General features: G+C 63.7%; 14 protein-coding genes. 9 read left to right on the top strand and 5 right to left on the bottom strand.

Annotated elements, in window-relative coordinates; genetic code table 11:
* Positions 1-21 precede the first annotated feature (21 nt).
* Both Q5H93_RS03105 and Q5H93_RS03100 read left to right on the top strand, forming a co-directional pair.
* The gene (locus Q5H93_RS03105) at positions 22-864 is read left to right on the top strand and encodes a helix-turn-helix domain-containing protein (protein WP_305005023.1); all 843 of its coding nucleotides are present in this window, start codon (positions 22-24) and stop codon (positions 862-864) included.
* Between the two features lie 27 nt (positions 865-891).
* Complete coding sequence (locus Q5H93_RS03100; protein WP_305005022.1) at positions 892-2,451, top strand: FAD-dependent oxidoreductase; 1,560 nt, start codon at positions 892-894, stop codon at positions 2,449-2,451.
* A gap of 172 nt (positions 2,452-2,623) precedes the next feature.
* Here Q5H93_RS03100 and Q5H93_RS03095 read toward each other — a convergent pair whose 3' ends face one another.
* The gene (locus Q5H93_RS03095; RefSeq protein WP_305005021.1) at positions 2,624-2,986 is read right to left on the bottom strand and encodes a winged helix-turn-helix transcriptional regulator; all 363 of its coding nucleotides are present in this window, start codon (positions 2,984-2,986) and stop codon (positions 2,624-2,626) included.
* A 206-nt stretch (positions 2,987-3,192) separates the two neighbouring features.
* Between Q5H93_RS03095 and Q5H93_RS03090 the strand changes: the two genes are divergently transcribed.
* The 7 genes from Q5H93_RS03090 to Q5H93_RS03060 all read left to right on the top strand — a co-directional run bounded on the left by Q5H93_RS03090 (position 3,193) and on the right by Q5H93_RS03060 (position 10,892).
* Complete coding sequence (locus Q5H93_RS03090; RefSeq protein ID WP_305005020.1) at positions 3,193-3,789, top strand: FMN-dependent NADH-azoreductase; 597 nt, start codon at positions 3,193-3,195, stop codon at positions 3,787-3,789.
* A 105-nt stretch (positions 3,790-3,894) separates the two neighbouring features.
* Positions 3,895-4,479 (top strand): Crp/Fnr family transcriptional regulator, encoded by a 585-nt coding sequence (locus Q5H93_RS03085; protein WP_305005019.1) that lies wholly within the window; start codon positions 3,895-3,897, stop codon positions 4,477-4,479.
* A gap of 219 nt (positions 4,480-4,698) precedes the next feature.
* Entirely contained in the window at positions 4,699-5,052 is a 354-nt protein-coding gene (locus Q5H93_RS03080; protein ID WP_305005018.1) for a DUF4260 domain-containing protein, read from the top strand.
* A 189-nt stretch (positions 5,053-5,241) separates the two neighbouring features.
* Positions 5,242-5,532 (top strand): hypothetical protein, encoded by a 291-nt coding sequence (locus Q5H93_RS03075; RefSeq protein ID WP_305005017.1) that lies wholly within the window; start codon positions 5,242-5,244, stop codon positions 5,530-5,532.
* Between the two features lie 56 nt (positions 5,533-5,588).
* Complete coding sequence (locus Q5H93_RS03070; RefSeq protein WP_305005016.1) at positions 5,589-7,505, top strand: PAS domain-containing sensor histidine kinase; 1,917 nt, start codon at positions 5,589-5,591, stop codon at positions 7,503-7,505.
* A 226-nt stretch (positions 7,506-7,731) separates the two neighbouring features.
* Complete coding sequence (locus Q5H93_RS03065) at positions 7,732-9,210, top strand: hypothetical protein (RefSeq protein WP_305005015.1); 1,479 nt, start codon at positions 7,732-7,734, stop codon at positions 9,208-9,210.
* Between the two features lie 161 nt (positions 9,211-9,371).
* Positions 9,372-10,892, top strand: a complete 1,521-nt coding sequence (locus Q5H93_RS03060) for a hypothetical protein (protein ID WP_305005014.1) — start codon at positions 9,372-9,374, stop codon at positions 10,890-10,892.
* A 129-nt stretch (positions 10,893-11,021) separates the two neighbouring features.
* On the opposite strand, the gene bshB1 is transcribed toward Q5H93_RS03060, so the two are convergent.
* The 4 genes from bshB1 to Q5H93_RS03040 all read right to left on the bottom strand — a co-directional run bounded on the left by bshB1 (position 11,022) and on the right by Q5H93_RS03040 (position 15,140).
* Positions 11,022-11,741, bottom strand: coding sequence for a bacillithiol biosynthesis deacetylase BshB1 (gene bshB1 / locus Q5H93_RS03055; RefSeq protein ID WP_305005013.1), 720 nt, complete (start codon positions 11,739-11,741; stop codon positions 11,022-11,024).
* Between the two features lie 93 nt (positions 11,742-11,834).
* The gene (locus tag Q5H93_RS03050; protein ID WP_305005012.1) at positions 11,835-12,980 is read right to left on the bottom strand and encodes a peptidoglycan DD-metalloendopeptidase family protein; all 1,146 of its coding nucleotides are present in this window, start codon (positions 12,978-12,980) and stop codon (positions 11,835-11,837) included.
* Positions 12,981-13,111: 131 nt separating this feature from the next.
* Positions 13,112-14,047 (bottom strand): thioredoxin-disulfide reductase, encoded by a 936-nt coding sequence (gene trxB / locus Q5H93_RS03045; RefSeq protein WP_305005011.1) that lies wholly within the window; start codon positions 14,045-14,047, stop codon positions 13,112-13,114.
* A 229-nt stretch (positions 14,048-14,276) separates the two neighbouring features.
* A complete protein-coding gene (locus Q5H93_RS03040; RefSeq protein ID WP_305005010.1) occupies positions 14,277-15,140 on the bottom strand; it encodes a sigma-70 family RNA polymerase sigma factor in 864 nt (287 codons plus the stop codon).
* Between the last annotated feature and the right edge of the window lie 236 nt (positions 15,141-15,376).

The following is a 15,376-nucleotide window of genomic DNA, read 5'->3' as shown; positions in this document are numbered from 1 at the left end:
CCCACCGGCTCCCGCCTTCCCATGCCCGCTACTACCCCATCCCCCATGCAGCACCAGGAATTTGAACCGCCGGCCGCGCTCCGGGATGTCATCAAGTGCTTTTGGTATAACCGGATGAATTTGGGGGAACAGCTCTCGGAGTTTGAGGTGCAGCCGGATGGCTACGCGGAAATCATCTTCCATTTCGGCAGCGGCTGCCGCCTGGCTACCCCGGGCGGCTGGCAGCCCCTGCCCTCCCCGTTTATGATGGGGCTGCTCCAGCAGCCGGCGCTTTTTTTGGCGCAAAACCGCTTCGAAATCATTGGGGTCCGGTGCTTTCCCTGGACGGTGTTCGATTTGCTGGGCCTGCCCGCCGGTAAGGGCGGCGTGCGGGTTATCGAGCATCCCCTGGCCCGGCTGCACGTCGGGCTGGCCGCGTGCATGCGGGCCGGAGAGGTAGCCGAAGCCCTGGCGCAGGTAAGCCAGTATTTCCTGGAGGCCCGGCCACCGCTGGCGGGCGACCGGCTGCTGGCCAAAGCGGGCGTGGCGATGAGTGAGGCCCACGGCACGCTGCCGGTAAGCCGGGTAGCGGCGGCGGCCCACGCCACGGTGCGCACCCTGGAGCGGAAGTTTAAGCAGGCGGCGGGCTACACGGTGAAAGACGTGTCGGGCCTGATGCGCTTCGAGCAGGTGCGCAACCACTTATTGCTGCACCCGACGACCAACCTGGCCGGCCTGGCGCAGGAGCTGGGCTATACCGACCAGGCCCACCTAAGCAAGGAGTTCAAGCGCTACAGCGGCACTACGCCGGCGGCCTTTGCGCGGAAAGCCCGGAACGGGCCGCCGGCCGCCAGCCCCGATTTTGTCGCGTTTGTACAAGCCTGACGCGGGAGCCGGCCGGAACTTTGCGGCATGAAAACTCCCCTCGAAAGCCCGCAATCCGCCCCAAGCCAGTCGGGGTACGATGTCATTATTGCCGGCGCCGGGCCGGTCGGGCTATTCCTAGCCGGTGAGCTGGCTTTGCGCCGCTGCTCGGTGCTGGTGCTGGAACAGGCCGAAAGCCCGTCGTCGCCCCTGAAGCAGCTGCCGTTCGGCGTCCGGGGGCTGAATGCGCTTTCCATTGAAGCGCTCGACCGCCGGGGCTTGTTCCAGGAGCTGGAGCTGCATAAACGATTTAAAAACCCCCACCAACACAACGGCGAAGGGGCCCGCCGGCAGGTGGGGCACTTCGCCGGGATTCCCTTTCATGCCGGCGACATCGACCCCTCGCAGTGGCCGTACCGCCTGCCCAGCTCGACCGAAACCAGCCTAATGACGGAGCTGGCGGAGCTGGAAGCGGTGCTGGCCCGCCGCGCCGAAACGCTGGGAGCAGCCATCCGGCGCGGGCTTGGGATGACGGACTTTCAGCAAACGGCGGACGGGGTGACGGTGCAGGCCGGTGACCACGCTTTCGCCGGAAAGTGGCTCGTGGGCTGCGATGGCAGCCGCAGCGTGGTCCGCAAGGCCGGCGGCTTTGAGTTTGCCGGTACCGAGCCGGAGTTCACCGGCTACACCACCCAGGTTGACATTGCCGACCCGGAGAAGCTCCGGCCCGGCCGCAACCTGCCCCCCACCGGCATGTACCTGCAATCGCAGCCGGGCTACGTGATGCTGCAGGATTTTGACGGCGGGGCCTTCCGGGACTCCGGCCAGCCCGTCACGCGCGAGCACGTGCAGGCGGTGCTGCGCCGCATCTCGGGCACTGACGTTACCATCAGCGCCCTGCACACGGCCACCACCTGGACCGACCGGGCCCGGCAGGCCACCACTTACCGCCACGGCCGGGTGCTGCTGGCCGGCGATGCCGCGCACATTCATTCGCCTCTGGGCGGCCAGGGGCTCAACCTGGGGCTGGGCGATGCCATGAACCTGGGCTGGAAGCTGGCCGCCACCATTCAGGGGCACGCACCAGCGGGCTTGCTGGACAGCTACACCATCGAACGGCACCCTGTTGGGGCCAAGGTGCTGGACTGGTCGCGGGCACAGGTGGCCATTATGCGCCCCGGCCCCCAGGCCCGCGCCCTGCAAGCCATTGTGCGCGACCTGCTGAACACGCGCGATGGGGCCACTTATTTTGCCGGCCGGGTGTGGGGCATCGCCACGCATTACCCGCTCGGCGGCGACCACCCGCTGGCCGGCCGCAGCGTGCCCAACTTTGAATTCGAAGACGGCACGACGATGGGCGAGCTCCTGCGCGATGGGCGGGGAATGCTGCTTGATTTTGACTCGAATGCGTCGCTGCAAGCCCTGGCGGGTGAGTTCGGCGACCAGCTGCAGTATGTGGCGGGCCGGACCAAAGCCGACCTGGGCCTAAGCGCCGCCCTGATTCGCCCCGATGGCTTTGTGGCCTGGGCGGCCGACCACGCCCCGGCGGGCAGCGAACTCCAACAGGCCGCCGCCCGCTGGTTTGGTGGCCGGGCCGGGCTGGACTAAGCTGTGTGGACAGTTCTCATTCTGTAACGCGAAACTCCGTTTCCGCGACGAGCGCAGCGAGTTCCAAACGTTAGATACTCGCTGCGCTCGTCGCGGAAACGGAGTTTCGCGTTACTTATCGCACCACTGTCCACAGACCCTGGGAGGTGTTGTGAGGGTCAGGGGGTGAGGTTTATGCGGCGGACGATGCCTCCCCCGCCTCCAGCCGCTGCTGATGCTGGATACCCCAGGCCTTCAGCACCTCAATCACCGGGTCGAGCGTGCGGGCGTAGGGCAGCACCTCGTACTCCACCACCACCGGCGGGCCGGAATGCACCGTGCGGGCAATGAAGTGGTGGGCTTCCAAATCCTTGAGCTCCTTGGCCAGCACTTTGGTGGAGATGCCCGGCACGCTGCGCTCCAGCCCCCGGAAGTGCCGGGTGCCGGTTTGCAGCGCCACCAAAATCAGGAGCTTCCACTTGCTGTTGACCACCAGCAGGGAATTGCGCAGGCCCTGCATGGTGTGGGCGCACTGGTGGAGTTCGGACTTGGGCATGGCAGCGGGGAGAAAGGGATGAATGAGACTGGCACAGCTGATTACCGACCGGTAATCAGACTACGGCGGCGTAATCGGTAGTTGACGCAAGTTACGAACAAAAGGGCAGCTGATTACTTGGGGTAACCAGCGTACCAGCTAAGCGCCGGGGCCGGAGGGTCCCGGGCGGCGGGCGCATTTCACTATCCCACTCCCCCATTTTTTTTATGCAGATTCTGCAAGTCATTGCCAGCGCCCGGGGCGCCGAGTCGTACAGCACCCGCCTCAGCCAGGGCATCATCAACAAGCTGCGGGCCGCGCAGCCCGGCAGCACCGTGGTGGTGCGCAACCTGGCCACCCAGCCGTTTCCACACCTCGAGGAGGCGCACCTGCAGGCCTACTTCACGCCCGCCGAAGGCCGCTCGCCCGAGCAGCAGGAGGCCGTGCGCCACTCCGATGAGGCCATTGCGCAGGTGCTGGCGGCCGACGTACTCGTGATTGGAGTGCCGTTCTACAATTTCAACGTCCCCTCGTCGCTCAAGTCGTGGCTCGACCACCTCACCCGGGCGGGCCTCACGTTCCGCTACTCCGCCACCGGGCCCGAGGGGCTTATCAAGGGCAAGAAGGTGTACTTGGCCGTGGCCAGCGGCGGCGTTTACTCCGAGGGCCCCATGCAGCCCTACGATTTTGCCACCCCCTACCTGCACTGGATGCTGGGCTTTCTGGGTATGACCGACGTGACCGTGGCCCGGGCCGAAGGGCTCAAACTCCCGGAGCTCGAGCCCACTGCTTTGCAAAAAGGTATTGATAGCGTGGCCGTGTAAAACCAGTTTCTGAACGCAATAAGTCCCAGCCGTGGCTTCCGATTAATCCCGGAGTTGCAGCTGGGACTTATTGCGTTCAGGCCAGCACCCGCGACCTTTGCCCCCATGCTCCACCCCCTCCGCGCCTACCTGCAACGCTTCATCCCCACGCTCACCGACCCCGAGTGGGACGCGCTGGCCCCGGCGCTGCGGCCGCTAACACTGGCGCGGGGTACGCACTTCGTGGCGGCGGGGCAGCGGCGGCCCGAGCTGGCGCTGCTGCTGCGCGGGGCCTGCCGGCTGTATTACCTACGGGCCGATGGGGAGGAGCGCACGACCTACTTCTTCTTCGAAAACCACCTGCTGGGCGACTACCCCGGCTGCCTGACGGGGCAGCCCAGCCAGCTCAACATCCAGGCCCTGACGGACTGCGAGCTGCTGACGTTCGACTACGCCGTGCTGCGGCGGCTGTATGACGAGTGGCCGGTGTACGAGCGGTTTGGGCGGCTGGTGGCCGAGTACCATCTGCTGGGCACTGACGCCCGGCTGACGGAGCAGCTCCTGCTCTCGCCCGAGGAGCGCTACCGGGCCTTATTAAGCAGCGGCAAGACGAAGATTCTGGAGCGGGTGCCGCAGCACCTGGTGGCGAACTACCTGGGGATAACGGCGGTGTCGCTGAGCCGGATTCGGGCGCGGGTGGCGCGGGGGTGACCTTCGTTCTGGCGGCGCGGGCGGCCAACCTGCCCCCCTCTCCAAAAGAGAGGGGGGCACCGGTTCGGCGCTTACGTTAGTAGGCGTCAGGCTCCCCCTCTCTTTTGGAGAGGGGGCCGGGGGGTGAGGTTGGCCGACTGCATTTCTTAGCTTTTGTTAACGAAACCAGCGGCAGGCCCGGCGGAATTTTGTGGCATCATTTCCCATCACCGCTGTCCCATGAAAACCCTCCTGAAAATCGAAGAGCTGGCCGAGCTGCTGCTGGCCGTGGCCGTATTCATCCACCTGCCCTTCGCCTGGTGGGTGCTGCCGACCACCTTCCTGCTCCCCGACCTGAGCATGCTGGGCTACCTGGCCGGGCCGCGGGTGGGCGCGGCGAGCTACAATCTGTTTCATCACAAGGGGCTGGCCGTGGCCGTGGGGCTGGCCGGCTGGCTGCTGGGGCAGCCACTGCTGCTACTGGCGGGCGCCGTGCTGCTGGGCCACAGCGCCTTCGACCGGCTACTGGGCTACGGGATGAAATACGGCAGCGGCTTTCAGGATACGCACCTGGGGCGGGTGGGGCGCGGGTAGCTGGCAGAGCTGGCGCGAGTTTAGCGCAGCGTAACTCGTGCCGATTATCATGGGAGGCTGCGCCTCCCCGGTAGCGCCAGTAGAATCCTCTTGGCGGGTCGCGCTATTGCGAGGCGCAGCCTCGCCCGAATGTGTGGCACGAGTTACGCTGCGCTAAACTCGCGCCAGCGGCCCAGCTATTTTTGCTGCATGAAGAACTTCAAGATGGAGCGCCTAGCCCGGGGCGAATCCTTCGTGACGAAGGAAAAGGGCCACTCGATGGTGCCGCTCATCAAATCGAACCAGGAGCACCGGCTGGCCCCGGCCAGCTGGGAGGAAGTGGCGGTGGGCGACATCGTGTACTGCAAGGTGGCCGGCCGGTTTTTCACGCACCTCGTAAAGGCCAAAAACGCCGACAAAGGCTGCCAGATAGGCAATAACAAGGGCCACGTGAACGGCTGGACCAAGCTGGTGTATGGCAAAGTAGTGGAAGTGTTGTAAGTTGCCCGCCCACTTAGCCGCAACGGTAGCGCTACCAAGTGCCGTAGAGGCCCGCAATGAACGACGAAGAATCTGCTTCCCTGACTGCCGCCGAGGCCGAGGCCCGCTTCCGGGCGCTGGCCGAGCTGGTGCCCGACCTGCTGTGGCGCACCGACGCGCACGGCAGCCCCGACTGGTATAACCAGCGCTGGTACGACTACACCGGCCAGACGCCGGCCGAGGCCGTGGCCGACGGCTGGCTGCAGGCCCTGCACCCCGCCGACCGGGGGCCGTCGATGAGCCGCTACCAGCAGGCCCTGGCCGAAGGCAGCACGCTGCGGCAGGAACACCGCATCCGCAGCGCCAGCGGGGAATACCGCTGGTTTCAAATCCGCTCGAAGCCCGTGCGCGACGCCCAGGGGCGCATCAGCCAGTGGGTGGGCGCGGCCACCGACATCCACGAGCGGCACCTGGCCGAAGACGCCCGCCAGGCCCGCGCCGACGCCGCCCTGCGGGCCTCCGAGGAGCAGTTCCGGCTGTTCGTGACGGCCAGCTCCGACACGCTCTACCGCATGAGCCCCGACTGGCAGCAGCTGCTGTACATGGACGGGCAACACTTTCAGAGCGCGGCCCCCACGCCCAGCAGCACCTGGGCCGAGCAGTATTCGTTTGCCGACGACCGGGCCACTATTGCGGCGGCTGTAGCCACGGCCATTGCCAGCAAGCAGGTGTTTGAGCTGGAGCACCGCGTGGTGCAGGGCGATGGCCGGGTGGCCTGGGTGTACTCGCGCGCTGTGCCGGTGCTCGACGAGCAAGGTGAGATTGTAGAATGGTTTGGAGCCGCCACCGACATCAGCGCCCGCAAGCAGGCCGAGGCCGAGCTGCAGGCCCTCACGGCCTCGCTGGAGCAGCAGGTGGCCGAGCGCACCCAGGCCCTGCGCGCCAGCCGCGACGTGCTGCAATCCATCTACGACACTACCCTGGTGGGCATGACCGTGCTGGAAGCCGTGCGCGGGGCCGACGGCACGGTGCTCGACTTCCGCATGGCCTCCGTGAACCAGGAGCTGACCCGGGAATCGGGCCGCACCGATTTAGTGGGCAAGCTCTACGCCGAGGAATTTCCGGGCGTGCGGGCCAGCGGCCTGCTCGACCAGATGCGCGAGGTGGTGGAAACCGGCGTGCCGCAGCAGCTGGAGTACTTTTATCCCTACGAAGACCGCAACCAGTGGTACTCCGCGTCATTTGTGCGGCTCGGCGACGGCCTGGTCACGACCACGCTCAACATCAGCGCCCGCAAGCAGACCGAGGCCGAAAGCCAGCGCCTGGCCGAGGAAAACCTGCACCTGCGCCTGACGCAGCAGCAGGCCCGCATCGAGGCCGTGCTCACGGCCCAGGAGGAGGAGCGCCGCCGCATCGCCGAAAGCCTGCACAACGGCGTGGGCCAGCTGCTCTACGCCGTGAAGCTGCAGTTTGACCAGCTGGGCCTGGCCCCGGCGCTCAAGGCCGTGCCCGAGCTGGCCGCCATGCAGCGCCAGGCCACCGGCCTGCTAAGCGACGCCATCCGGCAGGCCCGCACCCTGTCGCACGAGCTCACGCCCGGCATCGTGGCCGACTTCGGCCTGGCCGCCGCCCTGCACGATATCTGCCACAAGCTCAAGTCCCCCGGCCTGTACTGGCAGTGCCTGGTCCATCTCGACGAGGAATACCCCGTCCCCGAGCACCTGCAGGTGGCCGCCTACCGCCTGGCCCAGGAGCTGACCCAGAACGTGATAAAGCACGCCCACGCCACCCAGGCCACCCTGGAGGTCGAAACCCTGCCTGGCTGGCTCGTGCTGCGCGCCGAAGACAACGGCCGGGGCTTCGACCCCGCCGCCCCCAGCGCCGGCATCGGCCTGCCCAGCCTGCGCAACCGCGTGGCCCTGCTGGGCGGCAGCGTGCGGCTGGAAGCCGCCCCGGGACGCGGCACCCGGGTGCAGGTGCGGGTGCCGCTGTAAAGCGCCCCGCCCCGCTTTCAGGAAGAGAAGCGGGGGAGGTTTCGCCGGTCGACAACTCCTGACCGTGGGCGGCAGCTGCCGGGCTTTGGGAAAAAATTTTCTCAGGCTATTGCATATCCAATTACAAGCTCTACATTTGGGTCATCCAATGACATAAAGCGCTTGCCCAGTGCAGGCCCTGTCTTATGTCATCGGCTAAGCTGTTCCACTTTTTTTCTGCAAACCGATGAGATACCCCTACCCCGCCGTACTGGCGCTGGGGCTGCTGGTTGCTTGCGAGCACACCGCGCCCACCTCCTCCAACCCCGCCACTGCCGACGGCCCGGCCGCCCTCGACCAGCCCGATGCCGGGCAGGCCTACCACGCGCCCCGAGTGCGCAGCTTCCCCACTTCGGCCGCCCGGGTAAACGAGTGGATAAAGCGGCAGGACATGCCCGCCATCCGCGCCCACGCCTGGGACATCTGGGAATCCATCAACACCACGGCGCCCAACGGGCTGCCCATCTGGGAAAACTGGTACTCGGGCCACGAGTTGTTTGAGCAGGTGGGCGGGCCGCGCCTGACGCTACGCGACTTCAACTCGCCGCAGCAGTTTTTCCACATGGCGCACGCCAAGGGCCACAAAGCCCGCATCCCGGTGGATGTGGCCGAGCGGCCGGTGGCCTTTAACCGCTACTCGCCCAGCCTGGCGCACTTTATCTGGAACAACCAGCTCTACGACAGCGCCGTGCTGGGGCAGAAATACCGGCAGCTGGTACAGGCTGGCACGCCGCTGGCCCAGCTGGGCCTGCAGACCTCGAAAGACAGCACCGACGCTAAGTCGTTTGCCCTCAAGCCGGTTTTTCAGTTCATCAGCGGCGACCGGCCGACGGTGATTCCCTACTGGGCCGGGGCCGTGACCCAAGCCACCACCAACCTCACCCAGCCCGAGCCCCACACCTGGCGCCAGGGCGTGATAGTGGACCCCACCGGCAAGCTGAAAGTCGGCACCACGGCCCGCATGCGCTGCAACGGCGAGCTGCTGGACATGCCGGTGGTGTCGCTGGATGAGTTTTACCACATTAAAATCACCGCGGAGGAGGCGAAGAACTACAGCACGTTCGCTGACTCGTCGGGCGATGAAGTGGGCCGCCACGACCAGGGCAGCCCCCAAGCCATCAAGGTGATGGTGAAGGCCGGCAACTACGCGCTGCTCATGGGTATGCACGTCACAGGCAAGGAAATCAGCAACTGGACCTGGCAAACCTTCTGGTGGAGCCCCAACCACCACGATTCCAACTTCGGCAACGACCGGCCCCGCAGCCTGCGCAAGCCCTGGAACAACTATGACATGCTGGCGGCCTACTACATGGTGGCCCCGCCCAACATCTACTCGGGCGGCATGGCTGTGGGCGGCCAGCCCCTGGTGGTGTACAATCCCTACCTCGAAACCAACCTCACCGGCACCGTGCCCAACGGCCGCGGCGACTCGACGACCACCTGGTTCGGCGTTTTCTCAAACTGCATGAGCTGCCACCGCATGGCCGCCTGGCCCAACAACGACTACGTGCCCGGCGGCTTCATCGGCGCCGGCGACCCGAAGTTCTTTCAGAACAACCTGGAAACGGACTTTTTGTGGTCGATTCCGACCCGGGCCCGGCAGGTGACGGCCCCGCAGCTGCAGGCCATGCTGCTGCGCCAGCAGCACGCGAAACAAGCAAAGTAGCTCGCCCACCGGTCCGACGCCCTAGGCGTTCGACCGGTTGACATTGGAACCACATCGGTGCGAAAGCCCAACCGGTCCGACGCCTGAGGCGTCGGACCGGTAACCGGCCGCCTGCCCCACCAACTCTTCCTTATTTTCCACCTTTTACCCTTCTTTTTCAGATGAAAAAGCTGATTCCCTTGTTGCTGGGCGGCGCCTGTGTGCTCGCCAGCTGCGGTACTGGTAGCACTACCAAGACCGAAACCGACACCGTGCAAGCCCCCGCGCCCGCCGCGGTCGATACCACGGCGTTCAACATCACCATCGCGGCCCTGCCGCCGCAGGATTTGCCGGCTGACGCCACGCCGCAGCAGTTGGCCGAGTTTGCCTGGGCCGAGTTCTTCGCGCTGAACTGGCAGTCGTCGTACAACACTAGCAAGCTGCGCGCCACGCCCACCGATACGGTTACCTGGAATTTCAGGAAGCCCGACGCCACGCTGGCCGTGTGGGAAACCTACGCCCACCGCACCGAGCTGCTGCCCAACCAGCCCTACACCGTGCTGCCCTTCGACGCGGCGCCGCACTACAGCTTTGGCAAGATGCCCCTGCCCTACCCGGGCCCGGCCCAGCCCAGCTTCACGCTGTTCAACAACCTCGACGAGAACAACGAAATCGGCTCCTGCGACCTGTATGGGCAGGTGGGCCAGCCCGGCGGCAACCGCATGGTGCTCTACCAGGCCAAGGTGAACCGCGCCGAGTATAACTACATCGGCACCAATTACAACACCCCCGCTAAGCTGCAGGCGGCCGCCGATACCACGGCCGTGCACATCAAGAAGTACAAGGCTTACTACAAGGGCGCTACCAGCAGCTGCGACACCGTGGCGGTGCCCGGCGTACTGTGCCTGCCCTGCGGCGGCGCCCCGGCCCAGGGCGGCCAGGGCCAGGGCACCATCGAAATCAAGACGGCCTGGCGCATGCTCACACCGGCGGAGGATGCCACCAAGTTCTTCACCCGCAAGGTTATATATTACCGCACCAAGGGCACGCAGGTGTATTACGACAACGCCACGTTTGCCCTCGTGGGTATGCACATCATCCACAAAACCGTGAATTTCCCCGATTTCGTGTTTGCCACCTGGGAGCACATCGACGTGGAAAAGGAAAACATGGGCCTGTCGCTGCTCAACAGCAACGGCAGCGAGATACCACCCTACATGCAGCCCTACAAGCGCCTGCACCCCATTGAGCCGGTAACGAACTATGCCACCGCCGCCGCCCACCGCAAGCTGAAGGCCCTAAACCCAAACTCGGTGTGGCTCAACTACCGCCTGACGGGCGTGCAGGGCACCCCTACCGGCAATACCAACACTTCCAACTACTTCCTGGCCAACTACGTGGTCGAATCGGATTCGACGCTGGCCAACTTCCACGGCAGCGGCATTGGCACACCCTTCGACAACGGCGCCAACACCCTGCTGAAAGGCCAGCTGCTCACCGCCGGCGGCTGCCAGGGCTGCCACGGCGTCACCCAGCTCAAGGGCACCGACTTCTCATTCCTGCTCGACGGCTTCCAGAAGCCCGTACTGTCGCCCGATACCGACACCAGCATGCGCGCCAAGCTGACGCACTACCTGCAGCACTCGGCCCGGCGCGAGGCCCGCGTGAGTGCCATCGTAGCCAAGTCAGCGGCGCGGCGTTGAGTCAGGCTTCGGCACATAAAAAAGGGCATCCCAGTACCGGGATGCCCTTTTTTATGTGTAGCGCGAACCTTGTAGTTCGCGTCCCAGAACGGCTTTAACGGCGCAGGAACGCGAACTACAAAGTTCGCGCTACAGTAAGTCCGTCACCTGCTTCACGCCCACCGGCCGCGCCACCGTGTAGCCTTCGCCAAACTCGGCCCCAATCATGTGCCCGTATTCCCGCGCCCGCGCCTCCATAAAGCGACCGAACTCCTGGCTCGACAGATACGTCTGCGGCGCATTGAGGTCGGGGTTGAAAAACTGAGTGTTATACGCCTGAATGGAAGCCCACTTACCGGGCCAATACTCGGTGATATCCACCACGAAAGCCGGCGCAATGGCCCGGTCCTGAATGTAGTGGTACACCACGCGGGGCCGCCAGGCAGCCTGCGGCTGGCCGTTTTCGTCCAGCGTCTCAATCATGCGCAGGCCGCTCAGAAAGCAGGCATCCACGGCCAGCTGGGCAGCGCGGCCGTGGTCGGGGTGGCGGTCGGTAATGGCGTTGCAGAGCACCACGTCGGGCTGGTAGCGGCGCAGCGCGGCAATGAGCGGCAGCTGGTGCTCCCGGTCGTTGCGAAAGAAGCCATCGGGCAGGCCCAGGTTTTCGCGCACGCTCAAACCCAGGATTTTACTGGCCGCCGCCGCTTCCGCCGCCCGGGTTTCGGGCGTGCCGCGGGTACCCAGCTCGCCCCGCGTGAAGTCGACGATGCCAATAGTTTTGCCAGCGGCAGCGGCCGCCAGCAGCGTGCCGGCAGCGGACATTTCTACGTCGTCGGGGTGGGCACCCAGAGCCAGGATATCGAGTTTCATCTATCAGTTGTTCATTATTCGTTGTCAGTTGTCAGGCCCTGTTGCCCGTTGTTACAACTTAGCTAACAACGGGCAACGAGCAACTGATAACTGTTATTTGATTCGCACTTTCTTCCCCAACTGCAAGGTCTTCAGCCCCGGGTTCAGGCGCTTAATAGTGCTCAGCCCTACCCCGTACTTCTCCGCGATTTCCGACAGCGTATCGCCCTTGCGGATGGTGTGCGTGACGGTGCGGCGCGCCCCCGAGGGCTGCCCGCTGCTCCTTGAACCACTGCTGCCACCGCCACTGCTGCGCTTGGCCCGCAGCGCCCGGTTGTAATAGTTAAACAGGGCCGAGGTAATCGTAAAATTGTCCCCCCGCAGCTCGTAGCCCGGGAAGTTATAGAGCAGCGTCGGGTCAATCGGATTCCCTTCGTAGCGCACCTCAAAGTGCAGGTGCGAACCCGTGCTGCGCCCCGTGCTGCCGCCCCGCCCAATGAGCTGCCCGGCCTTCACGAACGTACCCACCGGCACCAGCGCCTTGCTCAGGTGCCCATAAATGGTTTCCAGCCCGTTGTAGTGCCGTACCAGGATATAGTTGCCATAGCCGCCACCGTCCCACTTGTTCATCCGCACCACCCCGTCGAACACGGCCTTCACCGAGTCGCCAGTTTCGAGGTCCAAATCAACCCCAAAGTGCCAGCGGTAGCCCCGGAAGGCAAAACCCGACGTAATGGGCGTCGTGTGCAGCGGCATCTTGGCGTACCGCTCCCGGGGCGGGTCGGTCAGCTTCAGCTCCAGCGTGTCCTTAATGCGGCGGCCATCGGTGCGGTACGGGTTCACCACCCGCGTGTCCCAGATGGAATAGTAGCCCGCCACCTTAATCCAGCTGGAGTCGATGAGCACTTCCTCCGACATTTCCACGATTTCCTGGTTGCCCAGGTCCAGCGTCGTCGTGTCTTCGCTCACGATACTCAGTTCCTTGGCCGGGTTGAAGTAAATAGACTTCATGGCGTCCGAGTCTTCCTCGGGCAGCTCTTCCGTCTCGATAATAGTGGTGGTATCCGGCCGCACGTACCGCATGGTGGGCGTTTTGATGCGGAAGAAGTCGCCCTTGCCGTTGGTATTACCGGCGCGGGCCTTAGGGCGCGGCGGCTTGCGCCGCTGCGCCAGCGCCGGCTGCACCACGCCCAGCAGCAACAGCAGCAGGGCAGTCAGGAGCAGCACCGGGCGCAGGGTGGTTATTTTCAGTAGTTGCAAAAGCAGAAAAGCAAATCGTCAGGCAAGCTGACGAAGTGAAAAAACCTGTTTGGGTGTTAGGTTTTTGGTATTAGGTATTGGGTTCAATGTCAGATGACCTAATACCCAACACCAAAAACCTGACACCTATTCTAATGCACGCCAAGCGAGGCTAGGTACCTTTCCGCATCCAGCGCAGCCATGCAGCCGGTGCCGGCGGCCGTCACGGCCTGGCGGTAAGTAAAATCCTGCACGTCGCCGCAGGCAAACACGCCATCGACGTTCGTTTTGCTGGTGCCGGGCAGGGTTTTGAGGTAGCCCTGCTCGTCGTGGTGCAGGTAGGGCTGGAAGATTTTGGAGTTCGGCTCGTGCCCGATGGCCACAAAGAAACCCGTCAGCGGAATCTCGCGGGTTTCGTGGCTCAACACGTTTTTCACCCGCACGCCTTCCACGGCGTGCTCACCCAAAATTTCATCCGTCACGGTATTGAACAGCACCTCGATTTTCGGGTTGTCGAGCACGCGCTGCTGCATGATTTTCGAGGCCTTCATCTCCGGCTTGCGCACAATCATCGTCACCTTGCTGGCGAGGTTAGCCAAATACGTGGCTTCCTCCGCCGCCGTGTCGCCGGCGCCCACGATGGCCACCTCCTGCCCCCGGTAGAAAAACCCGTCGCACACCGCGCAGGCCGATACGCCCGAGCCATTCAGCTTAGCCTCCGAGGGAATGCCCAGCCACTTGGCCGAAGCACCAGTAGCGATGATGACGGCGTCGGCCGTCAGCTCCGTCTTTTCGTCGATGGTCACCTTGTGCGGGTGGCCCGAAAAGTCCACCGCCGTGGCAATGCCGTAGCGAATGTCGGTGCCAAACCGCTCGGCCTGCTTCTTCAAGTCCTCCATCATCTGCGGACCCATAACTCCGTCAGGATAACCAGGAAAATTCTCTACGTCGTTAGTGATGGTGAGCTGGCCACCGGGCTGCAGGCCCATGTACATCACGGGTTTCATGTTGGCGCGGGCGGCGTAGATGGCGGCGGTGTAGCCAGCCGGGCCCGAGCCGATGATGAGGCATTTAATGTGTTCGGACATTGTATGTGCGGTAAGCTTTAGCTTGCCGTCTTGAATGTTATCAGATGATACCTGTCATGCTGAACGCAGTGAAGCATCCTCTCACGCCAGAAGAATTGAGTTACTGCCTCGTTAAAACGTGAGAAGATGCTTCACTGCGTTCAGCATGACACGTTCTGTTTGGCTCTACTTGTACAAAAAACCCCAACCTACTGGCCGGGGTTTTTCAACTTCACAAAACTAACCAGAATTACCCCAAATACGGCTTCAGAGCCTTGGAGCGCGAGGTGTGGCGCAGGCGACGAATCGCCTTTTCCTTAATCTGGCGCACCCGCTCGCGGGTCAGGTTGAACTTCTCGCCGATTTCCTCGAGTGTCAGGGCAGCTTCGCCGTTCAGCCCGAAGTAGAGCGTAATCACGTCCGCCTCACGCTTGGTAAGGGTCGAGAGCGCGCGCTGCACTTCCTTACGCAGCGAGTCGTTCATCAGGCCCATGTCCGGCGATTCCTCGTCCTCGTTTTCGAGCACGTCGAGCAGGCGGTTTTCCTCGCCCTGCACGAACGGCGCGTCCACGGAAACGTGGCGGCCCGAGATTTTCAGCGTGTCCACCACTTCCGAGGTGGTCAGCTCCAGCACTTCGGCGATTTCCTCGGGCGAGGGCTCGCGCTCAAATTTCTGCTCCAGCTCCGAGAAGGATTTGCTGATTTTATTCAGCGAGCCCACCCGATTCAGGGGCAGACGCACGATGCGGCTCTGCTCGGCCAGGGCTTGCAGGATGCTCTGGCGAATCCACCACACGGCGTAGGAGATGAACTTAAAGCCGCGGGTTTCATCAAAACGCTTAGCGGCCTTGATAAGGCCAAGGTTGCCCTCGTTGATGAGGTCACCGAGGCTAAGACCCTGGTTTTGGTATTGTTTGGCCACCGATACGACGAAGCGCAGGTTGGCCTTGGTCAGCTTTTCCAGCGCCTGCTGGTCCCCGTCGCGGATGCGCTGCGCGAGGGTTACCTCTTCGTCGGGCGTCAGCAGGTCCACCTTACCAATCTCCTGGAGATACTTATCCAGCGACTGGCTTTCGCGGTTGGTAATCTGCTTGCTGATTTTTAGCTGTCTCATTGTAGCGGTATAAGAACGATATTTTTAAGGGGAAGGCAGTGGGAGAAAATTCGTCCCCGAGCTAGCCCGAAAGTCAACGGGGAACAACCGTTCCCGAGTAACGAAAGTTCGCGGCGGAAGTTGGGGGTCGAATGGCCGATGTGGTAGTACGAATCCCCGAAGGGTTCGTACTACCACTTTATCGTCCAGATTCATTGTGCAACGTCAGAGTGGTAGGACGAACCGCTGCGCGGAAT

This window comes from Hymenobacter aranciens (genome assembly GCF_030580865.1).
In the GTDB taxonomy this organism is placed as follows: domain Bacteria; phylum Bacteroidota; class Bacteroidia; order Cytophagales; family Hymenobacteraceae; genus Hymenobacter; species Hymenobacter aranciens.
Note: the sequence above shows the minus strand (reverse complement) of the source record. Positions and strands in the feature narration are given on the sequence as shown.